This is a genomic window from uncultured Microbacterium sp., assembly GCF_900078385.1.
Taxonomy (GTDB): domain Bacteria; phylum Actinomycetota; class Actinomycetes; order Actinomycetales; family Microbacteriaceae; genus Microbacterium.
The window spans coordinates 467,646-492,089 of the sequence record NZ_FLQR01000001.1 but is presented as its reverse complement, the minus strand read 5'-3'; the positions used below and the strand labels follow the sequence as shown (position 1 = coordinate 492,089).

At 71.7% G+C, this 24,444-nt stretch carries 28 protein-coding genes, 1 tRNA gene and 1 other RNA gene; 8 read left to right on the top strand and 22 right to left on the bottom strand.

The features are described from left to right. The first annotated feature begins 133 nt into the window (after positions 1-133). Positions 134-823: a VOC family protein gene (locus tag QZL85_RS02385; RefSeq protein WP_295573127.1), complete on the top strand. Its 690-nt coding sequence runs from the start codon at positions 134-136 to the stop codon at positions 821-823. A 5-nt stretch (positions 824-828) separates the two neighbouring features. Then, complete coding sequence (locus QZL85_RS02380) at positions 829-1,458, top strand: hypothetical protein (RefSeq protein ID WP_295573124.1); 630 nt, start codon at positions 829-831, stop codon at positions 1,456-1,458. Here the strand turns inward: QZL85_RS02380 and QZL85_RS02375 are convergent. From QZL85_RS02375 to ssrA, 3 genes are all read right to left on the bottom strand, one after another. Continuing rightward, positions 1,427-1,768: a hypothetical protein gene (locus tag QZL85_RS02375; RefSeq protein WP_295573122.1), complete on the bottom strand. Its 342-nt coding sequence runs from the start codon at positions 1,766-1,768 to the stop codon at positions 1,427-1,429. The two genes, QZL85_RS02380 and QZL85_RS02375, sit on opposite strands and share 32 nt — an antisense overlap. A gap of 74 nt (positions 1,769-1,842) precedes the next feature. After that, complete coding sequence (locus tag QZL85_RS02370) at positions 1,843-2,967, bottom strand: ScyD/ScyE family protein (RefSeq protein WP_295573120.1); 1,125 nt, start codon at positions 2,965-2,967, stop codon at positions 1,843-1,845. Positions 2,968-3,190: 223 nt separating this feature from the next. Then, positions 3,191-3,559: a transfer-messenger RNA gene (gene ssrA / locus QZL85_RS02365) on the bottom strand. Between the two features lie 144 nt (positions 3,560-3,703). Between ssrA and QZL85_RS02360 the strand changes: the two genes are divergently transcribed. Beyond that, a complete protein-coding gene (locus tag QZL85_RS02360) occupies positions 3,704-4,369 on the top strand; it encodes an SIMPL domain-containing protein (RefSeq protein ID WP_295573118.1) in 666 nt (221 codons plus the stop codon). A gap of 7 nt (positions 4,370-4,376) precedes the next feature. Here the strand turns inward: QZL85_RS02360 and smpB are convergent, their stop codons facing one another. The 8 genes from smpB to prfB all read right to left on the bottom strand — a co-directional run bounded on the left by smpB (position 4,377) and on the right by prfB (position 10,857). Then, a complete protein-coding gene (gene smpB / locus QZL85_RS02355) occupies positions 4,377-4,853 on the bottom strand; it encodes an SsrA-binding protein SmpB (RefSeq protein ID WP_295573116.1) in 477 nt (158 codons plus the stop codon). A gap of 74 nt (positions 4,854-4,927) precedes the next feature. Next, positions 4,928-5,842, bottom strand: coding sequence for a permease-like cell division protein FtsX (ftsX, locus tag QZL85_RS02350; RefSeq protein WP_295573114.1), 915 nt, complete (start codon positions 5,840-5,842; stop codon positions 4,928-4,930). Continuing rightward, positions 5,839-6,822, bottom strand: a complete 984-nt coding sequence (ftsE, locus tag QZL85_RS02345) for a cell division ATP-binding protein FtsE (RefSeq protein ID WP_295573112.1) — start codon at positions 6,820-6,822, stop codon at positions 5,839-5,841. The genes ftsX and ftsE overlap by 4 nt, the downstream gene beginning before the upstream one ends. A gap of 82 nt (positions 6,823-6,904) precedes the next feature. Continuing rightward, entirely contained in the window at positions 6,905-7,612 is a 708-nt protein-coding gene (locus tag QZL85_RS02340; RefSeq protein ID WP_295573110.1) for an anti-sigma factor, read from the bottom strand. Continuing rightward, complete coding sequence (locus QZL85_RS02335; RefSeq protein ID WP_295573108.1) at positions 7,599-8,186, bottom strand: RNA polymerase sigma factor; 588 nt, start codon at positions 8,184-8,186, stop codon at positions 7,599-7,601. The genes QZL85_RS02340 and QZL85_RS02335 overlap by 14 nt, the downstream gene beginning before the upstream one ends. After that, entirely contained in the window at positions 8,186-8,818 is a 633-nt protein-coding gene (locus QZL85_RS02330; protein ID WP_295573106.1) for a class F sortase, read from the bottom strand. Before QZL85_RS02330 ends, QZL85_RS02335 begins: the two co-directional genes overlap by 1 nt. 12 nt (positions 8,819-8,830) lie before the next feature. After that, on the bottom strand, positions 8,831-9,652 hold the full coding sequence (locus QZL85_RS02325; protein ID WP_295573104.1) for a DUF4397 domain-containing protein: 822 nt from the start codon (positions 9,650-9,652) through the stop codon (positions 8,831-8,833). A gap of 95 nt (positions 9,653-9,747) precedes the next feature. Continuing rightward, positions 9,748-10,857 (bottom strand): peptide chain release factor 2, encoded by a 1,110-nt coding sequence (prfB, locus tag QZL85_RS02320; RefSeq protein ID WP_295573103.1) that lies wholly within the window; start codon positions 10,855-10,857, stop codon positions 9,748-9,750. A gap of 61 nt (positions 10,858-10,918) precedes the next feature. On the opposite strand from prfB, the gene QZL85_RS02315 reads away from it, so the two are divergent. Continuing rightward, on the top strand, positions 10,919-12,166 hold the full coding sequence (locus tag QZL85_RS02315; RefSeq protein WP_295573923.1) for an MFS transporter: 1,248 nt from the start codon (positions 10,919-10,921) through the stop codon (positions 12,164-12,166). 20 nt (positions 12,167-12,186) lie between these two features. Here the strand turns inward: QZL85_RS02315 and QZL85_RS02310 are convergent, their stop codons facing one another. The 7 genes from QZL85_RS02310 to QZL85_RS02280 all read right to left on the bottom strand — a co-directional run bounded on the left by QZL85_RS02310 (position 12,187) and on the right by QZL85_RS02280 (position 16,603). Continuing rightward, entirely contained in the window at positions 12,187-12,600 is a 414-nt protein-coding gene (locus QZL85_RS02310) for a pilus assembly protein TadG-related protein (protein WP_295573101.1), read from the bottom strand. Further along, positions 12,597-13,052: a TadE family protein gene (locus QZL85_RS02305; protein ID WP_295573099.1), complete on the bottom strand. Its 456-nt coding sequence runs from the start codon at positions 13,050-13,052 to the stop codon at positions 12,597-12,599. Before QZL85_RS02305 ends, QZL85_RS02310 begins: the two co-directional genes overlap by 4 nt. Then, a complete protein-coding gene (locus QZL85_RS02300) occupies positions 13,027-13,416 on the bottom strand; it encodes a TadE/TadG family type IV pilus assembly protein (protein WP_295573098.1) in 390 nt (129 codons plus the stop codon). The genes QZL85_RS02305 and QZL85_RS02300 overlap by 26 nt, the downstream gene beginning before the upstream one ends. An 8-nt stretch (positions 13,417-13,424) precedes the next feature. Then, positions 13,425-13,616: a hypothetical protein gene (locus QZL85_RS02295; RefSeq protein ID WP_295573095.1), complete on the bottom strand. Its 192-nt coding sequence runs from the start codon at positions 13,614-13,616 to the stop codon at positions 13,425-13,427. Between the two features lie 67 nt (positions 13,617-13,683). Beyond that, on the bottom strand, positions 13,684-14,592 hold the full coding sequence (locus QZL85_RS02290; RefSeq protein ID WP_295573093.1) for a type II secretion system F family protein: 909 nt from the start codon (positions 14,590-14,592) through the stop codon (positions 13,684-13,686). Further along, complete coding sequence (locus QZL85_RS02285) at positions 14,589-15,446, bottom strand: type II secretion system F family protein (protein WP_295573091.1); 858 nt, start codon at positions 15,444-15,446, stop codon at positions 14,589-14,591. The genes QZL85_RS02290 and QZL85_RS02285 overlap by 4 nt, the downstream gene beginning before the upstream one ends. Then, positions 15,443-16,603 (bottom strand): CpaF family protein, encoded by a 1,161-nt coding sequence (locus QZL85_RS02280; RefSeq protein ID WP_295573088.1) that lies wholly within the window; start codon positions 16,601-16,603, stop codon positions 15,443-15,445. Before QZL85_RS02280 ends, QZL85_RS02285 begins: the two co-directional genes overlap by 4 nt. Before the next feature lie 100 nt (positions 16,604-16,703). On the opposite strand from QZL85_RS02280, the gene QZL85_RS02275 reads away from it, so the two are divergent. The 3 genes from QZL85_RS02275 to QZL85_RS02265 all read left to right on the top strand — a co-directional run bounded on the left by QZL85_RS02275 (position 16,704) and on the right by QZL85_RS02265 (position 18,504). Beyond that, entirely contained in the window at positions 16,704-17,537 is an 834-nt protein-coding gene (locus QZL85_RS02275; RefSeq protein ID WP_295573086.1) for a formate/nitrite transporter family protein, read from the top strand. Positions 17,538-17,561: 24 nt separating this feature from the next. Next, positions 17,562-17,643: transfer RNA gene (locus QZL85_RS02270), tRNA-Leu, on the top strand. Between the two features lie 60 nt (positions 17,644-17,703). Further along, on the top strand, positions 17,704-18,504 hold the full coding sequence (locus QZL85_RS02265; protein WP_295573083.1) for a DedA family protein: 801 nt from the start codon (positions 17,704-17,706) through the stop codon (positions 18,502-18,504). Position 18,505: 1 nt separating this feature from the next. Here QZL85_RS02265 and QZL85_RS02260 read toward each other — a convergent pair whose 3' ends face one another. Continuing rightward, a complete protein-coding gene (locus QZL85_RS02260; RefSeq protein ID WP_295573081.1) occupies positions 18,506-19,471 on the bottom strand; it encodes a Ku protein in 966 nt (321 codons plus the stop codon). Positions 19,472-19,531: 60 nt separating this feature from the next. On the opposite strand from QZL85_RS02260, the gene QZL85_RS02255 reads away from it, so the two are divergent. Next, positions 19,532-21,958, top strand: coding sequence for an ATP-dependent DNA ligase (locus tag QZL85_RS02255; RefSeq protein ID WP_295573079.1), 2,427 nt, complete (start codon positions 19,532-19,534; stop codon positions 21,956-21,958). A gap of 15 nt (positions 21,959-21,973) precedes the next feature. Here QZL85_RS02255 and QZL85_RS02250 read toward each other — a convergent pair whose 3' ends face one another. The 3 genes from QZL85_RS02250 to QZL85_RS02240 form a co-directional block, all read right to left on the bottom strand. Beyond that, positions 21,974-22,765 (bottom strand): HNH endonuclease signature motif containing protein, encoded by a 792-nt coding sequence (locus QZL85_RS02250; protein ID WP_295573922.1) that lies wholly within the window; start codon positions 22,763-22,765, stop codon positions 21,974-21,976. After that, the gene (locus tag QZL85_RS02245; protein ID WP_295573077.1) at positions 22,665-23,402 is read right to left on the bottom strand and encodes a DUF222 domain-containing protein; all 738 of its coding nucleotides are present in this window, start codon (positions 23,400-23,402) and stop codon (positions 22,665-22,667) included. Before QZL85_RS02245 ends, QZL85_RS02250 begins: the two co-directional genes overlap by 101 nt. 112 nt (positions 23,403-23,514) lie before the next feature. Beyond that, positions 23,515-24,426: a cation diffusion facilitator family transporter gene (locus QZL85_RS02240; RefSeq protein ID WP_295573075.1), complete on the bottom strand. Its 912-nt coding sequence runs from the start codon at positions 24,424-24,426 to the stop codon at positions 23,515-23,517. Between the last annotated feature and the right edge of the window lie 18 nt (positions 24,427-24,444).

Below are 24,444 nucleotides of genomic sequence, written 5' to 3'. Positions count from 1 at the left end.
CACCCGTCGATCCCGGCGCGGAATGCCGGGAGCGCGACCGATCCACCCCCGCGAGGGCCGAATGTCCTGTCCCCTGTCGACGGGGCGCGCTAGCCTCGCCGCGAGGACCGACGAGGCACCGAAGGAGCAGCTCATGGAAATCGACCCGCGCGGCGACGATCAGGACGACGCCTTCGGGCAGCTGCAGCCCGAGGATTTCCACGCGACGCCCGGGGTGGGCGATTGGCGCGTGCTGTTCTGGGGCGCGCACGCGTTCTATCGCACCGGCTCGTTCGCGCATGCCGCCGAGTTCGTCGCCGCGATCGCCGCCGCGGCCGCGGCCGTCGGGCACGAACCCGACGTCGATGTGCGTCCGCAGGGCGTGACGGTGCGGACCTTCACGAGGCAGGATGGGGCGCTCAGCCGGAAGGATGCCGATCTCGCCGCCGCGATCAGCGCCGCCGCGCACCGCCTCGGGTTGGAGCCGGACCCGTCCATGCTCCAGGTCGTCGGGATCGCCGTCGCGCAGGACGCCGGCGCCGATACGCGCCCCTTCTGGGAAGCAGCGTTCGGCTATGTGCGCGTCGGCGACGAGGATCTCATCGACCCGATCCGCCGTGGCCCGCACCTGTGGTTCCACGAACTGACGCCGCCCCGCCCGGGACGAGGTCGCACGCACATCGACGTGTCGGTGCCGGCCGATCAGGCCGAGAAGCGGGTCCGCGCAGCCGTCGCCGCCGGCGGCCGGATCGTCGACGACAACGTGTCCATGAACTCCTGGACGATCGCGTCGCCGGAGAACCACAAGGTCGACATCGCCGGCTGGGCCGACCTCGAAGCCTGACCGACATGCGCGCACGCTTCCTCCGACGCTGGATCCTCCTCGTGTCGATCGGCGAGGCGTCGGGGTTCGCCGTCGCCACGGCCGTCGCGATCCTCACGATCGTGTGGGGTACGCCGGATCCGTGGCGGCTTCTCCTGGTCGTCGCCGCCGGCGCGGTGGAGGGCGCCGCGCTCGCGACCGGGCAGTACGCCGCGATGGGATCGCGACGCCCGCGGCGCGCCCTGTGGGTGGGCGCGACGGCCGGGGCGGCGTCGCTCGCGTGGCTGATCGGGATGCTGCCGAGCAGCCTGGGGCTGGACATCGACCTCGCCGCCGCGGTTCCGCTCCTCGTGGTCGGAGGGCTCGTGCTGCTGGCCACCATCCCCGTCGCCCAATGGCTGGCACTCGGGCGGAAGAAGACGGCGCGGTGGATCCCCGTCACGATGGCTGCCTGGCTCGTGGCGATCGCCTGGACCGCGGCCCCGTCCCCGTTCGTCGACGAGGCCAGCCCGATCGGGCTCGTCGCCGCACTGTACGTCGTCGCGGGGGCGCTCATGGCGGTGACGGTCGCGTCCCTGACGGCGCGCACCGCCTGGTCGCTTTTCGGGCCCGACGCCGAGGCGGTCAGCGGCCCGGAGTCGACCAGTCGAAGCTGAGCTGCTCGGCGTGCAGCCGGTCGCCGTCGAACACACCGGCCTCCTCGTCGCCGGTCATCGGATGGAAGAGGATCCGCTCCCCCTCGACCGTGTACGTGCCGGTGTTGTACGCGTCCTCGGTCTCCACCGCCGCGAAGTCGAACGCGGCGATGTCACCTCCGGGGACGCTCGGCAGCCCCCATCCGCGGTGGAAGCGTCCGTCACCGGAGAGCAGGTAGTAGCGCGTGGCGACGACGCGCTCACCGCTGCCGGGCGGCCCCGTCACGTCGAACACGAACCGGTGGGTGGATGCCAGGAAGAGTCCCTGCATGATCCGTCCTCGTCACCGACACCGGTGCGGGGGCGCGATCGCCACGATCACGCCCCCTGTCCCCAGCATCGTCCTCAGTCGCGGAGCGTCGCCTTCTTGTGCCACTTGCCGTTCACGATCTCCACGATCGTGCCCGGCACCTGCGGAGCGGTCGGGTCGAGCGAGATCGTCGTCCCGGCCCACAGCGAACCGCCCGGACCCGACTCGACGGCGACGACGTTCGTCAGGTCGAGGTAGTGCGACTTCTTGCCGTTCTTGACCACCGAGATGGTGCTCGCGAAGTACTCCGCGACGTAGATCTCGCCGCGCTGGCCGATCGCGAGGTTGGTCGCGCCGAGGAATCCGCTCGCGATCTGCGTCGCCGTGCCGGTCCACGGGTTCACCCTCCACAGCGCACCGCGGGCGCCGAGGACGGGCGACTCGGGGCCGCCCGGCAGCGTCGTGACGTACAGCATCCCGTCACGACCGACCTCGACGTCGGTCGGCACCGCTTCGAACCGGTAGGCCACGCCGACGACGCAGTCCGGCAGGCCGAGCGCGGTCGCCATCGCCGCCGTGATGGTCGTGGGCTGTGCGGGCAGGACGGCGAGGGTGCCGACGTTGCCGCGGCTGTCCACCGTGAGGAGTGCGTTGGCGCCGGCATCCGCGACGACCCACTTCCTTCCCCACTGGGTCACCGAGTACGCGTGCGAGTCGACGAGTCCCGTGTAGCTGACCGGGAACCCGGCGGCCGTCAGCGCCTCGCTGACGCACGCACTCGGGTTCGCGACGCCGTAGGCGATCGTCTGGTCGGGGTTGTTCGCCGTCTCGTACGCGAGGGTGTCGGCGTAGACCTTCGAGCCCCGCGCGCCCCACAGGTTCAGGCCGCTGCCGGTGATCTCCATCTCCCCTTCGGTCGTCGTGAACGCGAGCGTCCTGCCGTCGCGCGAGAGCTCCACGCCCGAGGCGCCGGGAGCCGGGTTCGCGGTCGGCGTGATCGAGCCGTCGGCGGAGAGGGTCCCGACGATGCCGACGAACCCGTCGGCGACGTAGACCTTCTTGCCGGCGAGGTCGAGGTTGAAGGGCGCGACGACCTGCGAGGACTTCACGACCGGGTCGGGAGCCGGCTTCGGCTTCTGACCCGCTGACGCCATGGTCGGCGTGGCGAGGACGAGCGCGAGGGCGGCGAAACCGGCCCAGAGCGCGCGGGACTTCTTCATGACACCTCCGAATTCGGCTCGGCGGTGACGCCGAGCGCCGGGAATCCGGGCGGAAGTCGGTTACCCCCCGTACCGCCGTCCGGTGATGCTGACCATCGTCCGCGACGGCCCGGCGCTCATTCTGGTCCTGTCGCGGGACCGCGTCAATGGGATGCGAGGACAGCGAAACGGCCCGGCCCCCACGCGAATGCGCAGGGGCCGGGCCTCCTCCGTGACAACGGCGTGGTGGAGATGGGGGGAATCGAACCCCCGTCCATCGCTGAGATACTGCGTCTTCTCCGGGCGCAGTCTGTGCAGACGTTCTACTCGGCTCCGACCTTTGTCACAGACACCTAAGTCGACGAGCCCAGCCTGGGAAGAGTCCCACGTGACGTCCAGACGCCGTCACGCAGCAAGATCCCTAGATGACGCCAGGATCCGTAGCGGGATCGCCTACGGTCTGACGGAGTTCAGGCTCGCTTAGGCAGCGAGGGCGAACTCAGTGCGCTTGGATTCGGCACTTATAGTTTTGCAGAGATCGTTTACGAGATAACCCTGCATCCTCGGCCCGCTTCCCGCAGATTCACAGGCGATGTCGAAACCGATCATCCCCGTGGACCTTCGCATGAAGGCGGCCGTTGTCACGCTGTGGAGTTGTGCTCCCGGGAGCCGAAGCACCCGAGCATTACAGCGTACAACGGATGCCGGACAGCCGCCATTCCCGGTGGTCGCGGAAGCGGCCGGATACACTCGCGACATGAGCGAGGTCACCATCACGGTCCGCGGCGAGCACGAGGCGCGCATCGCGCCGGAGCGCGCCGTCGCCCACGTCTCCGCGTCCGTCGACGGTCCCGAGCGCGGCGCCGTCGTGGAGAGGATCGCGGCGCTCGTCGCCCCGATCCGCGACGATCTGACGGCGCGCAAGACGTCCGGGGCGATCGCGGACTGGGCGAGCCAGCGCGTCGCGGTGTGGGCGGACCGTCCGTGGAACAACGAGGGCCGTCAGCTCGACCTGGTCCACCACGCGTCCGTCGAACTCACGGCGACGTTCACCGACTTCATGCTCCTCTCCGACTGGCTGAGCGACATCGCGGCGCGCGAGGGCGTGCAGGTGGGCTCGGTGTCGTGGGAGCTCACCCCCGAGACCCGCGCACGCGTCGAGCGCGAGGTCGCGACGCAGGCGGTGTCGGTCGCCGTCGAGCGCGCGACGGCGTATGCCGGCGCGATCGGCCGCGCGACGCTCACCCCCGTCGAGATCGCGGACCTCGGTCTCCTGACCGACGGCGAGCCGCCGGTGGGCGGGGCCATGCGGATGATGAAGGCCTCGATGGAGATGGATGCCGCGGGGTCCGCGATGGCGGAGTTCCACCCGGACGAGATCGTCATCGCCGCCGGCGTCGAGGCGCGCTTCCGCGCGAGCTGAACGGACCTCAGTCGCCGAGGCGGTTCTTGGACCGCATGGCGCGCTCGGCCTCGCGCTTGTCCTCGCGCTCGCGGATCGTCTGCCGCTTCTCGAACTCGCGCTTGCCCTTCGCGACCGCGATCTCGACCTTGGCGCGACCGTCGGAGAAGTAGAGCTTGAGCGGGACGAGCGTGTAGCCGCCCGCGCTGACCGCGTGGGAGATCTTCACGATCTCGTCCTTGTGGAGGAGGAGCTTCCGGGTCCGCTTGGTGGCGTGATTGGTCCAATGCCCTTGCGAGTACTCCGGGATGTGGACGGCATCGAGGTACGCCTCGCCGCCGTCGATGTACGCGTAGCCGTCGCTGAGGTTCGCGCGGCCCTGGCGCAGCGACTTGACCTCGGTTCCGGTGAGCACGAGCCCTGCCTCGTAGGTCTTCTCGATGGCGTACTCGTGGCGCGCGCGACGGTTGGTCGCAACGACCTTCTCGCCGCGTTCCTTGACCATGACTTCTCCTCGGATGAGCCGCGGATCACCCGGACGGGCGCGCGGCAGCCTGTCAGTCTATCCCGAGAGCGGGCTCAGGCGCGAAGCCAGCGCCGGATCGCGAAGCCGGCCGACACGGCGGCGAGGAGGAGCCCGATCCCGATGACGAGCGGGATCACGACCGCGGCGTCCCGGACGTCGACCCAGTCCGTCACGAAGTCCACCCGGCCGCGCAGATACTGCTGCACGCCGAACTCCACCCCCGCGAGGATCGCGCCGCTCGCGAGCACCGAGCCGATGAACGCGGCGAAGACGCCTTCCAGGATGAACGGGGTCTGGATGAACCTGTTCGACGCCCCGACGAGGCGCATGATGCCGAGCTCTTTCCGGCGCGCATACGCGGACAGCCGGATCGTCGTGGCGATGAGCAGGACCGCAGCGATGAGCATCAGCCCCGCGATCCCCACCGCGATGTAGGTCGCGATCGTGAGGGCGGAGAAGAGCGGATCCAGATACTGCATCTGGTCCTTCACCTCCTCGACGCCGTCCATGCCGCCGAACGCCTCCGCGATGACATCGGTCTGGCCGGGGTCCACGAGGTTGACCCAGAACGTCTCGTTGAGCTGCTCGGGGGTGATGAAGTCGGCGTAGTCCTCCCCCATCAGATCGAGGACGTTCTGGTACGCCTCGTCGCGGGTCTCGAAGCGGATGTCGCGGACGACACCCTCGAGCGCGGGGCTCTCGAGCTTGTCGCGGACCTGGTCCACCTGGTCCTCCGTGGCGACGCCGTTGACGCACGTCGTCGTCGCGGCGTCCGCGCGGCACATGAAGACCGCGACCTGCGCGCGGTCGACCCAGTAGTCCCGCATCTTGCCGATCTGCATCTGCATGAGCATCGCGGCGCCGACGAAGGTCAGCGAGACGAACGTGACGAGCACGACGGAGATCACCATCGAGGCGTTGCGCCGCAGTCCCGACAGGGCCTCGGCGAGGATGAGCCGGAATCTCATGTCGTCGGGCCCACTTCGTCGTCGTGGCCTTCGAGTCCGAGCTTGCCGGTCACGTCGATCCCCTTCAGGCCCAGGTCGTCGAGGTCGACCTCGGGCGCGTCGATCATGATCGGCCGGGTGTGCGGCTGCGGCTCGTCGACGGGCGCGGACGCGGTGACGACGGGAGGGGTGGATGCCGACGGGTCCGGGACGGGCCCCGCCTCCGCGATCTCCCGCTGCAGCTCGAGCACCGCGGTGAGGGCGGCGACGGCGGCCGCGCCCTTCTCCGGCTCCGGCGCGAGGCTCGGCAGCGAGGAGGTGTCGCCGTAGCCGCCATGCCGGTCATCGCGCACCATGACGCCGCCGCGGAGCTCGATGACGCGGCGCTGCATCTGGTCGACGAAGCCGGCCTCGTGCGTGGCCATGACGACGGTCGTCCCGCCCGCGTTGATGCGTGCGAGCAGCTGCATGATGTCGACGGATGTCGCGGGGTCGAGGTTTCCGGTGGGCTCGTCGGCGAGGAGGATCTGCGGACGGTTCACGAGAGCGCGGGCGATCGCGACGCGCTGCTGCTCACCGCCGGACAGCTCGTGCGGGAAGCGCTTGTGCTTCCCCTCGAGCCCGACGAGCGCGAGCACCTCCGGCACGGCCTGCTGGATGAAGGCGCGCGAGGAGCCGATGACCTGCAGCGTGAAGGCGACGTTCTGGAAGACCGTCTTGTTCGGGAGCAGCCGGAAGTCCTGGAAGACCGACCCGATGTGGCGCCGGAAGTACGGCACCTTGCGGCTCGAGAGGGTGCGCAGGTCGCGGCCGAGGACGACGACGCGCCCTTCGGTGGGTGCGTCCTCGCGCAGGATGAGGCGCAGGCAGGAGGACTTGCCGGACCCCGAGGCGCCGACGAGGAACACGAACTCGCCGCGCTGCACCTCGAAATCGACGTCGCTGAGGGCCGGCTTGTTCGTCCCGCGGAATCGCTTGCTGACGTGCTCGAACCGGATCATGACCTGACGAGCCTAAGCGCGCGCTCTTGGCGTGCGCCGAGCGACACCCGCGCGCCGTGGCATCCGCGGGCGTGCCGGCGCCTCACGCGGGGGTGAGCTCCCCGCGCACGATCGAGTCCCCCGAGTGCCCGGGGTCCCCGCCGGTCTCCTCCTGCGAGATGTCGACGAGCGTGAACTTCGACAGATCGACGTCGTCGGGCACCGCGAAGGCGCCCGTCGTGCCGTCGAGCACGCCGAGGCTCACGAGAGCGGAGCCGTCGGAGGCGATGAGCCACACTTCGCGGTAGCCCTCGGCGGGGATCGAGGCGTCGAGCGTCACGAGGACCCGCCGGTGGCCGTCGACCTTCTCGAGCACGGCTTCGCCCTCGGCGCCCTGCCAGGCGGGGAAGCCGTCGAGCGTCGCTTCGGAGACGATGTCGGGTCGCGGGGTCAGCAGATTCGCGGTGGTCCACACCCCCGCGACGATCGCGACGGCGGCGACGGCGCCCGCGAGGGCGAGCACGAGGCGACGGCGGGGCCGGCTGCCGCGCCGCACGGCGTGCGGCGGCGCCGGGGTCGCGGGGGTCTCGTCGAAGCCCAGCTCGGAGCTGATGGCATCCCACACGCGCGGCGGCGGGGTGAGGAGCGCGGCGTCGCCGACGGCCGAGCGGCCCACGGAGACGGTGCGCGCGAGCGAGGCCACCTCGGCGGTGCAGACGGCGCATTCGGCGAGGTGCGCACGCTCGGCCGCCGTGGCGACCGGCTCGCCCATCGCGACGAGCGCCGCGACGTCGGGGTCAATATGCGACATGAGCGGCCTCCAATCGGGATCGCAGACGGGTGAGACTTCGGCGGATGTGACTCTTCACGGTACCCAGTGGCATCGCCAGCTGCTCGGCGATCTGGGCGTGCGTCAGGTCCTGGTAGAAGGCCAGCGTCACCACGGCACGCGCGTCGGGTTCGAGCTGCTCGATCTCGTGCGCCAGGACGATCGCATCGCTCACGTCGACGGGTTCGGCGACCGGCTCCTCGGCGACGGACCGCATCGCCTCCTCGATCCGCGCCGTGCGGGACCGGGCTTCGTGCGCGTCGGCGATCCTGCGCCGCGCGATCGCGACGAGCCACCCGCCGAGCGAACCCCTCGCGGGCTGGAAGGAGCCTCGCGAGGTCCATGCCGACACGAAGGTGCGCTGGGTCACGTCCTCCGCTTCGGCCCGATCGCCGAGAGAGCGCACGGCGAGGGTGTAGACGAGCCGCGACCAGCGGTCGTACATCTCCTTCAGCGCGCGCTCATCGCCCGCGCTGAAGCGCTCGGCGAGTTCGACATCGTCCTCGATGACAGGCTCCTTCCGGGAAGCGACGGGGGGCGGGGCGACGAGGGTCATCACGCCTCCCGGGCGACGAGCACCACGTTATCGCTGTAGCTGCGGGTGCGCTCGTCGAATGAGCCGCCGCACGTGATGACGACGAGGGTCGGGGGGCCCTCGCGGGCGAAGAGCTCGTCCACGGGAAGCTGGGCCCGCGGGATGTACGTGACGCGCTCCACGATGTACCGCGTCCGGGTGCCCGCCTCATCGGTCACGAAGACCTCCTGACCGGGCTGCGCATCGCGGAGCCGCGCCAGCGGACCGAGTCCGTACACCCGGGAGTCGACGTGCGCCGCGATGACCGTGGCCCCCTCGCCGTCCGCCGGAGCCGGGCCGAACCGATACCACCCGGCGGAGGCGGGGTTCTTGGGGATCTGCATGGCCCCGTCATCCTGCACGCCGACCGCGTCGACCGGCATGTCGACACCCAGGTCGGGCAGGGCAAGGGCCGTCGGCTCCGGTGCCGGCGCGGCCGGAGGCGTCGGTGTCGCCCGGACGACCGGCACCGACACCGACGCGGTCGGTGCCGGTGCGGCGGACGCCGACGCGGAGGGCGGGATGGGGGTCCCGCCCTCCGTGTCGGGGGTGGTGCAGGCCGCGAGGGTCCCGATCATCGCCGCGGCGACGAGGACGAGGAGCAGACGCGACATGGCGGTCGGCCGTCAGCGACGGGCGTTCACCGCGCGGACGGAGAGCACCGAGCCGGCCGCGACCGCGAGGAGCAGCGCAGCACCGGCGCCGAAGAGCCACCCGGTGGAGCCGTTCTCGGCGGCCAGTCCGGCCTCACCGGTGTTCACACCATCCGGGTTGGAGTGCAGGCCCGAGACGGTCTGGACGGCGAGGGCGAGGTTCGCGTCCTCGGCGCTGCCCCACGCGTACACGATGGTGAGGACGCCCTCCTCGATCGTGACGTCGGCCGGACCGATGACCGGGTCGGTCGTGCCCGCGAGCGCGACGGCCGCCGACACCGTGCCGGCCGCGAGGTCGAGCGAGGCCTCATCGGGGTTCTCGAGACCCGACACGACGGCCTCGCCGCCGGCCAGGATGTCCACGGCCGGAGCCGCGGCGACGTGACGGACCGTGAGTCGGCCCTGGCCCGCGTCGGTGGTCGAGATGTCGTTCGTGAAGAGCTTCGCGGTGGCTTCCCCGTCGGCATCCAGGTGCGCGACGGCGGTGTAGCTCGTGTTCGCCTCGAGCGTCAGCGTGATGGGTCCGAGGACCGGCGCCGAGTCGTCGGCGGCGTCCGGAGCCGTGAGGGCGACCTCGTAGTCGCCGGCGGGCAGATCGAGCGGGCCGGCGAGATCGCCCGGCTGGAAGTCGTCGAGCGTCAGCTCGCCGTTGACGTAGACGTCGACGGGTGTGTCCGGGATCCCGTGCAGGACCGACAGGTCGGCGGTGCTGTCCGAGATGGCATGGGCGGGAGCGAAGGCGGCGAGAGCGGCGACGGCGCCGACGGCGATGCCCGCAGAGAGTGTCTTGCGCACGGGGAACTCCTTTTCGATGGGGCGCGACCTGTTTCGCGCTTCATCAAGGGATTCCCCCGCACACCGTCATTTGGATGCAGGCGAATGAGAAAAACTCAGTCGTCGTCCTTGCGCTTGCGCCAGCGGATGCCGGCCGCGATGAGGCCGTCGAGGTCGCCGTCGAAGACGGCGGCCGGGTTGCCGACTTCGTAGCCGGTGCGGAGGTCCTTCACGAGCTGCTGCCCGTACAGGAAGTACGAGCGCATCTGGTCGCCCCAGCTGGCGGTGATGGTGCCGGCCAGTTCCTTCTTCTTCGCCGCTTCCTCCTCGCGCTTGAGGAGGAGCAGGCGGGTCTGGAGGACCCGCATGGCGGCGGCGCGGTTCTGGATCTGCGACTTCTCGTTCTGCATCGAGACGACGAGGCCGGTGGGCAGGTGGGTGATGCGGACGGCGGAGTCGGTCGTGTTGACGGACTGCCCGCCGGGGCCGGAGGAGCGGAACACGTCGACGCGGATGTCGCCCTCGGGGACCTCGACCTCGACGGCCTCCTCCATGACCGGGATGACCTCGACGGCGGCGAAGCTCGTCTGACGCTTGTCCGCCGAGCCGAACGGGCTGATGCGGGCGAGGCGATGCGTGCCGGCCTCGACCGAGAGGGTGCCGTAGGCGTAGGGCGCGTCGACCTCGAAGGTGGCCGACTTGATGCCCGCGCCCTCGGCGTAGGAGGTGTCCATCACCTTGACGGGGTACTTGTGGCGCTCGGCCCAGCGCAGATACATGCGCAGCAGCATGTCGGCGAAGTCGGTGGCGTCGTCGCCGCCGGCGCCGGAGCGGATCGTGACGACGGCGGACCGCGGGTCGTACTCGCCGTCGAGCAGCGTCTGCACCTCGAGCTGGCCGATGACCTTCTCGAGGTCGGCGAGCTCGGTGCGCGCCTCGGCGGCCGAGTCCTCGTCCTCCATCTCGACCGCGAGCTCGATGAGCACGTCGAGGTCGTCGAGGCGCTGCTCAATCTCGGTGATGCGGCGCAGCTCGGTCTGCCGGTGGCTGAGGGCGCTCGTCACCTTCTGCGCCTTGTCGACGTCGTCCCAGAGGTCGGGGGCGCCGGCCTCCTCGGAGAGGCGTGCGATCTCCGCCTGGAGCCCCTCGACGTCGACCACCGCCTGGATGTCGGCAAAGGTGGAGCGCAAGGCCTGGATGTCGGCGGAGAGATCGAGTTCGAGCATGACACTCCAGACTAACGTGGATGGGATGACCGCCGCCGCCGACTCCGCGCCGATCGGGCGGATGCTGTGGCGCTTCGCCCCCATGATCTACGGGCCGACGCTGCTCTTCGCGCTCGGCGAGGGCGCCGTCATCCCGCTCCTCCCGGTGATCGCGGCCGACCTCGGCGCCGACGTCGCGACCGCGGCGCTCATCGCGTCGGCGCTCGTCGTCGGCCAGCTGTGCGGCAACATCCCTGCGGGCTGGTCGGTCGCGCGGTTCGGCGAGCGGATCACGATGGCGATCGGGGGCACCCTGGCCGTCGCCGGTGTCGCGGGCCTGCTCGCCGCGCCGAGCCTGCCCGTGCTCGCGGCCTCCGTCTTCCTCATCGGTTTCTGCGCGGCCGTGTTCGGACTAGCCCGGCACTCCTTCATGACGACGCGCGTGCCGCTGGGCTTCCGCGCCCGCGCCCTGTCGCTCTTGGGGGGCACGTTCCGCCTCGGCATGTTCATCGGCCCGTTCGTCGCGGCCGGGCTGCTCGCCGTGTTCGCGGAGGAGCACGCCGCGGTGTGGTTCTTCGGCGGATGCCTCGTCGCGACGGTCGTCCTCGTGCTCGTCGGCACCGACCCCGAGACCCAGCTGGCGACGGTACGGGAGCCGGCCTCGGCGGGCGACTCGCGCTTCGCCGAGGACACCGGCGAGGCCGTGACGGGCTCGATCCCGACGAGCGAGCGCGCCGGGGTGTTCCGCACCATGTGGCGGCATCGTGGCGTGCTGTCGCGCCTCGGGCTGGCGGCTGCGTCGCTGTCCGCCGTCCGGTCGACGCGGCAGCTCGTCCTTCCGCTGTGGGGCGTGTCCATCGGGCTGGACGCGCAGAGCATCGCCCTCATCGTCGGCATCTCCGGCGCGATCGACTTCGCGCTCTTCTACGCGAGCGGACAGGTCATGGACCGGTTCGGGCGGCTGTGGGCGGCGCTTCCGGCCATGCTCCTCATGGGCGCCGGCTTCCTCGCCCTGTCGGTGACGCACGACCTCGGCTCCGCCGCGATGTGGTTCGCGATGTTCGCCGCTGTCCTGGGCGTCGGCAACGGGCTCTCCAGCGGGATCCTGCTGACACTGGGCGCCGATGTCGCCCCGCCCGCCGACCCCGCGCCGTTCCTCGGGTCATGGCGCACGCTGACGGATGCCGGCGGTGCCATCGCGCCGCTCCTCGTCTCGGGGATCGCGGCCGTCTCGACGCTCGGCATCGCGACCGCTGTCATGGGCGTCGTCGGACTGCTCGGCGCGGGCGCGTTCCTGCGCTGGGTGCCGCGGTTCGTGCCGCGCGGGTGACCCCGGGGGCGCGACTCAGCTCAGCGCAGCGCGTTGCGACTCGTGGCGGTCGCGCGGAGCGCAACCCCCTCCGGGACGAAGAGCGCGAGGATCGGCGGATGCCACGTCGCGGTGACCGTCACGCGCGCCGACACGCCGTCGGGGGTCTCCGCGGACACGAGCGTCGCCGTGCCGAGCGCCGCGACGAGGTCCGCGGCCTGGGCACGCACGCCGTCGTCGGTCAGCGTGGCCGCGGCCCCCGCGCCGTCCACCGTCACGGTGAATCCGTCCGCGCCGGCGAGCGCGGCGGCATCGGCGACGGCATCCACTCGCTTCTGGGCGAGGTAGAGGCTCGTGGCGTCGACGCAGACGAACACGAGCGCGAGGGCGAGGACCGCGTAGCCGATGGTCAGGAGCAGGATGCTCCCCTCGTCGTCCGATCGGCGCGCCGTCATCCGGTCCCCCAGAAGCGCGACACCTTCTGCGCGGTCACGGCCTCCACGGGCACCCGCACCGTGCGGTCGAGGTCCAGCACGGGCGGCACGAGCGGCAGCGGGACGGCCGCGGTCAGGGTCACGAGCAGCGTCGAACCGGCCGACGGGCACGCGGCGCCTGCGGGTCGGCAGCCGATCGAGACGTGCACGGCACCCGGATCGATGCCGTACTCCTCGGTCACCGACGCGAGGATGGCCTGCGCACGGGCGTCGGCGGTGACGGCATCCGGCGCCGTCGCGATCGCCCGCGCGATGTGCCGCGACCCCGCCTCGACGCCGAGGGCGTGCGCCTGGATCGCTCCGAGCGCGACGATCAGGTAGACGACCGGCACGAGCAGGACGAGGCCCACGAGGATGAACTCGAGCGCGGCCGCGCCGACGTCGTCGTCAGTCGAGGCTCTCGGCGGGTGCATGTCCGGTCACCTCCAGCCCGCCGATCATCCCCAGCAGCCCGACGAGGGGCAGCGTCGCCGTCACGGTCACCGCGATGACCGGCTGCCCGCCGCGCGCGCCCTCCTGCCCCGGGATCTCCTGCGCGGTCACCTGCTGCACGAATGCGTCCCCGACCGTGCGCGCGATGATCGCGGTCGTGCGCGCCGCCCCGTCGCGGAGCGAGGTGTCGGCGAGCGCCGCGTGGTACGCGCCCTCGACCGCGGCGTCGTGGACGACGTTGCGGACGTAGACGGCGAGCCCGAGCTGCAGGACCGCGAGCGTCAGCACCGTGAGCAGCGCCCCGACCAGGACGAACTCCACGGGGCTCGAGCCGCGCTCGTCCATGGCGTGCCTCAGAAGCCGGAGACGCGGCTGATCGCCTGCTCGAACAGGTCGGCGAGCGCGGGACCCGCGAGCGCCCAGATCGCGACGACCAGTCCCGCCGTCATGAGCGTCACGAGCACCCAGCCCGGCACGTCGCCGCGTTCGTCCCCGAGCGTGTCGTCCCATGCCGCGGTCACACGGCCCCAGCTTGTGCGGATCATCCTCCGCCTCCTTTCCGACCGTCGCCGGTCATCCGATCACTGTCAGGTCACAGTCGGGCACGACGCGTCATCCGATACCGAGGCGCAGCATCACGACACCGGGGAAGACGGCGAACAGCACGGAGAGCGGGAGGATGAGGAACACCAGCGGCAGGAGCATCGCGATCTCCTTGCGTCCCGCCTGCTCGATGAGGGTGCGCTTGGAGTCCTCGCGCGCGTCCGCCGCCTGCGCCTGCAGCACCTGTGCGAGCGGCGCGCCGCGTTCGAGGGCGGCGATGAGCTGGTCCAGGGCGCGTGACAGGGCGGGGACGTCGAGGGTCCGCGACAGGTCGCCCAGGGCATCCGTGAGGCTTGAGCCCGTGCCGGTCGCCAGCACGGCCCGCCGGATCTCCGCCGTGAGGTCGCCCGACCCGACCTCGCCGATCCGTCTCAGGGCATCCAGCAGGCTCTCCCCTGCGGCGAGGCACAGTGCGAGGAACTCCAGCACCGTCGGGAGCTGCTCGTCGACGCGCGCGACCCGACGCCGCGCCGCGCCGGTCAGGTGCACGTCGCACAGCACCGCTCCCGCGCACCCGAGGATCGGCGGGGCGAGCGCCGCAGCCGCGGGCGCTCCCGCCGTCAGCACGACCATCACCGCCAGCGCTCCCCCGACCGTGACCCCGATCACCGCCCACGCGAGCTGCCGGGCGCGGAACGCGACGGCATCCTGCGCCCATCCCGCCTGTCTCAGCCGACGGTTCAGCGCTTCGGCCCCACCCAGTCCCGCGATGAGCCGGTCGCGTCGGACACGCCAGGCGCCGAACGCGAGCGGCGCGAGCGGGGTGAGCCCGCGCGGATCCGCCACGTCCCGGACATACGGGGCGATGCGCCGCGCGAGACTCGGCGCCGACCAGCGCGGAACCCGCTGGGCCGCCAGCAGCACGCCGGCGGCGAACGCCGCGCCGAGCACGATCGCGAGGGCGGCCTGCGTGATCACCCGAACCACCGCCGAGGTTCGGACAGCCGGCCCACCCGGAGCATGAGGCGGTACGCGAGGACCGAGACCGCCGCGCCGCCGAGGATCACGACGACACCCTGCGCGCTCGCGTATGCGGCCGCACCCTCCGGCCGCATCGACAGCAGGATGAGGACGATCCACGGCGCGACGACGCCCAGCACCGCGGCGCCGCGGATCCACGACTGGCGCGCCTCGACCTCGGCCCGCAGCGCCGCGTCGGCACGGACGGAGGACGACAGGGCGCGCAGGACGGTCGTGAGCTCCGTGCCACCGACCTGCCGCGCCATCCGCAGCGTCTCGATGATGCGGTCGCCGACCGGGTCGCCGAGGGCGGATTTCAACCGCAGCGCGCTGGAGTCGAAGTGACCCGATGCCGCGAGGTCCCCGGCGAATGCGGAGAAGGCGGGACGCAGCGGGCCCGGCGCCGACGTCGCGAGTGCCGCGACGGCATCCGGCAGCGACATGCCCGATCGCACCGACGCGACGAGCAGGTCGCAGACGTCCGGCCACAGCGCCCGGCGCGAGCGTCGGAGCCGGCGGGCTCGACCCCGCAGCCACACGGTGGGCGCCGCCGCCCCGACGAGCGCGGCGACGAGCGCGACGGCCGGGAGGGCGGTGACGAGCCACGCGACGGCGGCCGCGAACACAGCACCGCCGGCGGAGAAGACGAACAGGCGACCCGACGGGGTGTGCGCGAAGCCGGCGGCCTCCAGCATCCGGGAGACCCGGCCCGCGGGGCGCGGCGTCGGCGGCGTCGCCCGCGGCGGCCAGAGCCACGGGGACAGGGTCAGGAGGATCCCCGCGCCGAGCGTCGCGCCCCACACGATCGTCATCTCCGCGCCCAGACGGTCTCGGTCTGGACGGCGCCGTCGGCGACGCGGCCCGTGGGCGCGATCACCTCCGACACGAAGCGCCGGCCGTCGGCACTCCGCCCGCAGTGCACGACGAGGTGGACGGACGAGGCGATCGCGGGAACGACGAACCCCGCGTCGATGTTCCGTCCGGCCAGCAGCGGCAGCGCGGAGAGCTTCCGCAGCGCCTCCACGGCCGAGTTCGCGTGCAGGGTCGCGGCACCCGGGACGCCCGTGTTGAGGGCGAGCAGGAGGTCGAGTGCCTCGGCGTCGCGCACCTCCCCGACGACGAGCCGGTCGGGTCGCATCCGCAGCGCCTCCTTCACGAGGCGCCGGAGGGTCACCTCGCCGGTCCCCTCGAGGCTCGGCTGCCGCCCCTGCATCGCGACGATGTCGGGCGCCCGCACGCCGAGCTCGAACGTCTCCTCGACCGTGACGATGCGGTGGTGCGCGGGACACGCCGCGATGAGCGCCCCGAGAAGCGTCGTCTTGCCCGCCGCCGTCGCGCCGGACACCAGCACCGTGCGCCCGTCCGCCATCGCCGCCTGCAGCAGGTCGGCGACCTCGGAGGTCACCGAGCCGATCGCGACGAGGTCGTCCAGCGCGCGATACGCGGGGAGGAACTTGCGGATGTTGACGGCCCAATGGCGTCGGGTGATGTCCGGGATCACGACGTGCAGCCGACTGCCGTCCGGCAGCGACGCGTCGACGAACGGCTGGCTGAGGTCGACGCGGCGGCCGGTGGCGTGCAGCATCCGCTCCACGAGATCGCGGACGGCGTCGTCGGTGAGCACCACGGGGGCGCGTTCGCTGCGTCCGTCGCGTGCGACGTACACACGATCCGGCGCGTTGATCCACACCTCCTCGACGCTCGGGTCGTCGAGGAGGGCCTGCAGCGGCCCGTACCCCGCGACGCTCGCGAGCACGTCGCGGACGCAGGCCGCCTCGTCGTCGATGAGCTCCCCACCACGACCGAGTGCGTAGTCGTTGTGTCGGCGCACCTCGGCGCGGGCGATGAGCGCCGCCCGGTCGGGGTCCCGCGCCGGGTCGACCTGATCCGCCCGCAGGCGCTCCCGCACGCGCTCGGCGACGGTCCGGGTCGCCGGCGCGACGTTGGCAGACAGCGACGCCAGGCTCACCCCACGCATCCTGACGACCGCGCGCGGCTCCGGCGCAAGTTATCCACAGCCGGCTGTCCGGGGGCTTGCGCTGTGGTCCGACCACAGAGCACAATGGAGTGTGCTCACCGTTCCGCAAACCCTGACGGCGCAGGCCGACGCCGCGATCCACAAGACCGAGGTCCTGCGCACCCCCGTGCGCTTCCTCGTGTCCGGAATGCTCGCCGGCGCCTACGTCGGCGTCGCCGTCGTCCTCATGGTCAGTGCCGCGGGGCCGTTCGCGGCCGCAGGGGAACCCGCCGTCAAGCTCGTGAGCGGCCTCGTCTTCGGCGTCGCGCTGACCCTCGTCGTCTTCGCGGGCGCCGAGCTCGTGACCTCCGCGATGATGATCCTCACGCAGGGCGCGCTCATGCGTGCAGTCCGGCCCCTCCCCGCCGCCGGCGCCATGCTGTTCACGTTCGGCGCGAACATCCTCGGCTCCGCCGTCTTCGGCGCTCTGGTGGTCTTCTCCGGTGTCCTGCACTCCAACGCCGCCGCCGGCGAGATGATCCAGGGCCTGCTCGCCGCGAAGGCGACCGAGACGCCCGCCGAGCTGTTCGTCCGCGGCATCCTCTGCAACGTCCTGGTGTGCCTGGCCATCTGGATGTGCAATCGCCTGACCACCGACGGGCCGAAGCTCGCCGTCATCTTCTGGGCCCTCCTCGCCTTCATCACCTCGGGCTTCGAGCATGTCGTGGCGAACATGACGACCTACTCCATCGGCCTGTTCGGCGGGTACGACGACGCGACATGGCAGCTCTTCGGGGGGAACCTCCTGTGGGTGGGGCTCGGAAACCTCATCGGCGGGGCGCTGTTCATCGGCGCGGCGTACTGGTTCGTCGGGGGCTCCCCGCGCTGGGACCGGCAGCTCGAGATGGCGCTCCCCCGCCCTGACGACGCCGAGATCGGCGCATGACGGCCTCGCTAGACTGAGCCTTCCGCGGGAGTGGTGAAATCGGCAGACACGCAGGATTTAGGTTCCTGTGCCTTCGGGCGTGTGGGTTCAAGTCCCACCTTCCGCACGAGCCGGTTAGGCTGAGATCCGCTGACCGCCGACCGCACGCACGACCGACGGGACCCCTGTGCACTCCATCGCTCTCATCCCCTGGCTCGACCCCGAACTGATCATCACGACGGCCGGTCCCTGGGCCCTCGTCGTGGTGTGCTTCATCATCTTCGCCGAGACGGGTCTGCTGATCGGATTCCTGCTGCCCGGCGACACGCTGCTCGTCATCTCGGGACTGCTCTCGCATCCCCAGGACTATGCGCCCAACGGCGTCTTCGGCATCAGCGTGTGGTGGGTCGCGCTGCTGATCGGCCTGGCGGCCTTCCTCGGCGGTGAGGTCGGGTTCTACATCGGCCACAAGGGCGGCCCGGCGATCTTCGAGCGCAAAGAGTCGGGGCTGTTCAGCCGGAAGAACGTCGAGCGCACGAACGCGTTCTTCGAGCGGTACGGCGGCCTCACGATCATCCTGGCGCGCTTCGTGCCGATCGTCCGCACGTTCGCGCCCGTCGCCGCCGGCGTCGGCCACATGCACAAGGGCAAGTACACCCTCTACAACCTCATCGGCGCGATCATCTGGGGCTTCGGTCTCACGATGTTCGGGTACCTGATCGGGTTCATTCCGCCGGTGGCATGGTTCGTGTCGGAGTACATCGACCTGATCCTGCTCACCGCCGTCGGCGGCACCGCGCTCATCACGATCTGGCACTACTTCTCCGAGCGCTACAAGACCCGGAAGGCCGCGGCCGCAGGCGAGGACGTCGTCGTCGACCACGACGAGGCCGAGGCGCTGGTCCTGGACCCCGAGGTCTTCGACAAGGAGCCCGAGTTCGGCGGCCACGACGGCGACGGCACCGAGCCGCCGCGCGCGCAGGCCTGACTCAGGACGCCTTCGCCTTCTTCGCCGGCGCGCTCTTCTTGGCGGACGCCGTCGCGCCATCCGAGGTCGCGGCCGGCGTCTTCGCCGCAGGCTTCTTCGCGGCAGGCTTCTTCGCCGACTTCTTCTCGTCCGATGCCGACGGCTTTCCCGTGTCGGACGTGCCCGCAGCCTCCCCGCGCGCCGCGCGACTGCGCTCCACGCTCGCTCGGAGCGCCGCCATGAGATCGATGACCTCGCCGCCCGTGTCGGCCTCCTCCCGCTCGCCGAAGGTCTCCGATGTGTCCAGCGCGTCGCCCTGCTCGAGCTTCGCGTCGATGAGGGTGCGGAGCTCTTTCTGGTACTCGTCGACGAATTCGCCCGGATCGAAATCGCTCGAGAAGCTCTCCACGAGGGATGCCGACAGCTCGAGCTCCTTCTCCGAGATCTTCACGGGCGCGTCGAGGCCCGGGAAGGCGGCTTCGCGCACCTCGTCCGCCCAGAGCAGCGTCTGCAGCACGAGCACGTCGCCGCGGACGCGGAGGGCCGCGAGGCGCGTCTTCTGCCGCAGCGAGAAGCGCACGACCGCGGTGCGGTCGGTCTGCTCGAGGGTCTTCCGCAGCAGGACGTACGCCTTCGGCGAGGCCGAGTCGGGTTCCAGGTAGTAGGCGCGGTCGAGGGTCAGCAGGTCGATCTGCTCGCTCGGCACGAACTCGACCACCTCGATCTCGCGCGTGCGCTCCGACGGGAGCGATGCGAGGTCGTCGGAGGTGAGGACAACGGTGCGCTCCCCGTCGTCGTAGGCCTTGTCGATCTCGGCGTACGGCACGACCTCGCCGTCGATCTCGCAGATCCGCTGGTACCGGATGCGGCCGCCGTCGGCCGCATGCACCTGGTGCAGCGACACGTCGTGGTCTTCCGTGGCGGAGTAGACCTTGACCGGCACGTTCACAAGGCCGAAGGTCAGGGCGCCCTTCCAGATCGCTCTCATTCCCCCAGTACACACCGCGCACGCCGATGAGTGCCAGAGGTTGCGCACTAGCCTTTCGTCATGGCAGGTGAGGGGCAGCTCGTGCGCGTCGGCGATCGCCGCCTGCGGCTGACGAACCTCGACAAGGTCCTCTACCCCGAGACCGGGACGACCAAGGGCGAGGTGATCGACTATGTCACCCGCATCGCTCCGCTGCTGATCCCGCACGTGAGCGGCCGCCCCGTCACCCGCAAGCGCTGGCCGGAGGGAGTGGATGCTCCCCCGTTCTTCGCCAAGGACCTGGAGCGCGGTGCACCGGACTGGATCCCCCGGCATCCGATCGATCACTCGACGGGCGCGAAGGACTATCCGCTCGTCGAGGATCTGCCGACCCTCGTCTACCTCGCGCAGGTCGCGAGTCTCGAGCTGCACGTGCCGCAGTGGCAGTTCGACGCGCACGGTGCCAGGAGCAATCCGGATCGGATCGTCCTGGACCTCGACCCCGGCCCCGGCGTCGGCCTCGTGGAGTGCGCCGCGGTCGCCCGCTGGGCGCGCGCGATCCTCACCGACATGGGCCTCGAGCCCTTCCCCGTCACCAGCGGCAGCAAGGGCATCCACCTCTACGCGCATCTGGACGGCACGCGGACGAGCGACGAGATCTCCGCGTTCGCGAAGGAGCTCGCCCGGCTCCTCGAGGCCGATCACCCCGACCTCGTCATCAGCCAGATGGCGAAGACCGCCCGGCCCGGCAAGGTGTTCCTGGACTGGAGCCAGAACAACGGCTCGAAGACGACCATCGCGCCGTACTCGCTGCGGGGTCGCGCGGAGCCGACGGTCGCGGCGCCGCGCACGTGGGACGAACTCGAGGACCCCGACCTCCGCCACCTGCGCTTCGACGAGATGCTGGATCGGGCAGCTCAGCTCGGCGACGTGCTGGCTCCGCTCACCCCGGCCGCGCCGGTCGGCGCGGCCGGGGTGAGCCTCGCCTCGTACATCGCGAAGCGCGATGCCGGACGGACCCCCGAGCCGGTCCCGGACTCCGCGTCGCCCGCCGGCGCTCCCGGGGCCGGCGCCGCGCGCTTCGTCATCCAGGAGCACCACGCGAGCAGACTGCACTGGGACCTCCGTCTCGAGCGCGACGGCGTGCTCGTGAGCTGGGCCGTGCCGCGCGGCATCCCGGAGACGACGGAGAAGAACAACCTCGCCGTCATGACGGAGCCGCATCCGCTCAGCTACCTCGACTTCTCCGGCGAGATCCCGAAGGGCGAGTACGGCGCCGGCACGATGACAATCTGGGACCGCGGCGTGTACGACGCGGAGAAGTGGCGCGACGACGAGGTGATCTTCACCGCGACCGGCGCGGGTGACGGGCCGCTCGGCACGGCGCGGCTGGCACTCATCCGGACGCAGGGCGCCGGCGAGAAGTCGCAATGGCTGCTGCACCGGATGAAGGATGCCGCCGGCGCGGCGCTGGCGGAGCCACCGCCGGCGCGACCGCCCGGGGCGCGCGCGGCGCCGCGGTCGCGGGGCGCGATCGAGGACGCCTCGCCCATGCTCGCGACACCGTCGACTCCCGCCCTGGCCGCGCGGGCGGCGCGGCGCTGGGGCGCGCCGTGGGTGGAGTTCAAGTGGGACGGGATCCGCGCGATCGGCGTGTGGGATGGCGAGCGCCTGCGGATGCGGGCCAGGAGCGGCACCGACATCACGGCCCGCTACCCCGAGCTCACCTCCGGTGATGCCGGACTCGGACCGTCGCCCGCCGTCGTCGACGGCGAGGTCGTCGCGTACGACGAGCGGGGCCGCCCGAGTTTCCACCGGCTGCAGAGCCGCATGCACCTCACGAAGCCGCGCGACATCGAGCGCGAGGCCCGTCACACGCCCGTGACCTACATCCTGTTCGACGTGCTGTCGGTGGGCGGGTCGGATGCCACGGCACTCCCCCTCGCCGAGCGGCGTGCGCTGCTGGAGGACCTCGCCCAGGGAGCGATCCCGCAGCTGGTCGTGCCGCCCGTGGCGGACGACCTCGACGCGGCGCTGACGACGGCGACCGCGCTCGAGCTCGAGGGCGTCGTCGTGAAGGATCCGCGGTCGCGCTACCGCCCCGGCATCCGGTCGGACGAGTGGCTCAAGGTCAAGCTCACCCGTACGCAGGACGTCGTGATCGGCGCCATCCGGCCGGGCAAGGGCGGCCGCACCGGCGCGATCGGCTCGCTGCTGCTCGGGATCCCCGGGGCGGACGGGCTGCAGTACGTCGGCCGCGTCGGCTCGGGATTCAGCGAGGCGACCCTGCGGATGCTGGAGTCCCAGCTCCGGCCGCTGCGCACCGACGAGAACCCGATGGTGGGCGTCCCGCGCGCCGACGCCTCGGACGCTCTGTGGGTGCGCCCCGAGCTCGTCGCCGAGGTCGAGTTCGCCGAGTTCACGCCGGGCGGCACGCTGCGTCACGCGCGGTGGCGCGGGCTTCGGCCGGACGTGCGCCCCGAGGACGTGACGCGCGACGAGGGGTGACGCCGCGGCGGTGGCTCAGAACGGCGGCGGATCGTGGTCGATGGTGGCGGTGTCCGGCACGAAGCGCACGGTCGCCGGGGCTTTGTCGCGGTAGCGACGCCCGGTCGGCCCGCGCCACTCGATGACGCCGCCGGGGAGCTGTCGCACGCGCCAGGCGGTGGCGTGCTTGTCCGTGTGGTGTCGGCGGCAGAAGGTGGCGAGGTTGCCGACCGCGGTGGGACCGCCCAGGGCGGCGTCGACCGTGTGGTCGAGGTCGCAGCGGTGCGCGGCACGTCGGCATCCGGGCGTCCGGCAGCGTTCGTCCCGCGCGGCGTGGTACCTCCGCAGCTCCGCGGATGGTCGGTACCGGTCGACGGCCAGGACGGCTCCGGTGTGCGGGTCGGTGAACACGCGGTCCCAGCCCGGTGCCGCGAACGCCAGCCGGCGCGCCAGCGCCGGATCGATGGGACCGTAGCCGGCCAGGAGAGCCGGCTCGCTGCCGACGCCGGCCAGCGTGAGCGCCGGCACGGTGACCTGAATGCGCGCCGCGATCGCTCCGATCTCGCTTCCGTGCGCCACAGGGGTGCCGCCGAGCAGCAGGTCGGCGAGGACGTCGGCGCGCGTCTGGTCCATCGTCCGCGGATCGGAGCCCCTGTCTGCGTCGGGCCCCGGGTGCCGACTCCGGCCGTCGGGGCCGGTGCGCAGGCACTCGGGTGCGAGCTCAGGCTCAGGGGCGCGCAGATCGGCGATGCCCGGAGCCGTCTGGTCCGCGTCGTGCCCCTCGTTCCCGAGCACCGCACGGGCCATCTCGGTCAGCCGGTCGCGGATGCCGTAGGCCAGCGGCGCGGGGAGGTCGGCGATGAGGCGCGCCATCCCCCTCGTCGAGATCGTAGACGCGCACGGAGCGGTCCGCGGCGGCCGACGTCAGTCGATCCTGGAACGTCTCGGGGTCGACGGCGGCCGCGAGCGCCCGCACGATCGGGACGAGCCGCCCCGGCGACTCGCTCTCGGCGGCCGTGACGGCGAGGTCCTCGTAGCGTGCCAGCCGGTCGGGGTCTCCGATGGCCATGCCGGCCCGAACGATCGCCCAGGCGTGCGGCGCGTCGATCCGGCCGTCCTCCCATGCGGCGAGAGTCCGCGGCATCCGCCCGACGAGGATCGCGGCGTCGCCCATCCGCCCCTGGACGGTCCGGTCGCTGGCCCGCATCGCCATGCCGAGCTCGAGCGCGACCTCCCGGAGCGGCAGATCGGCCTGCGAACGCTCTCGTGACCTGAGGTCGGCCGTCCGGGCGATGACCAGGTCGGTCGCATCGGCGAGCAGCCGCGCCTCCGCGGCCTGCAGCGCCGCGACCCGGCGCCGCGTGTCGATCAGGGTCGAGACGAGCGCCTCCAGCGCCGGCCAGCAGAGCGGATCGTCGCGCGGATCGTCGAGCGGATCGTGGTCCTGATCACTGTCGTGCCCCATGGAGACCTCCTGCGAGCAGCGCTCGCGTCGTCGGCTCCCGCGGAGTGGGCACGTGCGGGATGTTCTGGTTCCAGGGTACGGACCCCCTCCGACATCCGGCCACCACCCGCTCTCACCCGTGCGCGTCGTGGTCCTCGTGTCCCGCGGGCTCGAGCTGGAACGTGGAGTGCTCGACGTCGAAGTGCTCGGCCAGGCAGGTCTGCAGGCTCGTGAGCAGCTCCCCCGAGCGCCCCTCCGCGATGATGTACGGCGCCACGACGACGTGCGCCGTGAACACCGGCGCCCCGCGCGTCAGCTGCCAGACGTGGACGTCGTGCGCGTCGACGACGCCGGGCGTGCCGAGGAGGTGCGACCGGATGAGGGCGGGGTCGGTGTCCTTCGGGGCGCGCTCCCCCAGCACCTCGAACACCTCGCGCAGCAGCACGACCGCGCGCGGCAGGATCATCGCGGCGATCACGAGCGAAGCCAGCGCGTCCGCCGTCATCCACCCGGTCAGCTGGATGACGATCGCCGCGACGATCACGACGGCCGAGCCGATGAGGTCGCCGAGCACCTCGAGGTAGGCGCCCCGCACGTTGATGCTGCGCCGTTGCGCCGCGCTCAGGAGGTACATCGAGACGGCGTTCGCGATGAGGCCGACCGCCGCGACGACGAGCATGAGGCCGCCGTCGACGACCACGTCGTCCGCGCGGACCAGCCGCCCGACGGCCTCGACGACGATCCACGCGCACAGCACGATGAGGATGACGGCGTTCGCGAGCGCGCCGAACACCTCGGCGCGCTGGAACCCGTAGGTGTGCCGGTCATCGGCCGGGCGCGCCGCGATGAGACTCGCGATGAGCGCGATGACGAGCGCGGAGCTGTCGGTGAACATGTGCGCCGCATCGGCCAGCAGCGCGAGCGAACCGGTCAGCACGGCGCCGACGATCTGCACGACCATGACGGTCGCGGTGAGCGCGAGCGAGATCGCGAGGAGCCGCTGATTGCTCGCCCCGCGGATGCCGCTCGGCGCGTGGTCGTGCATGCTTCGAGGCTATGCCCG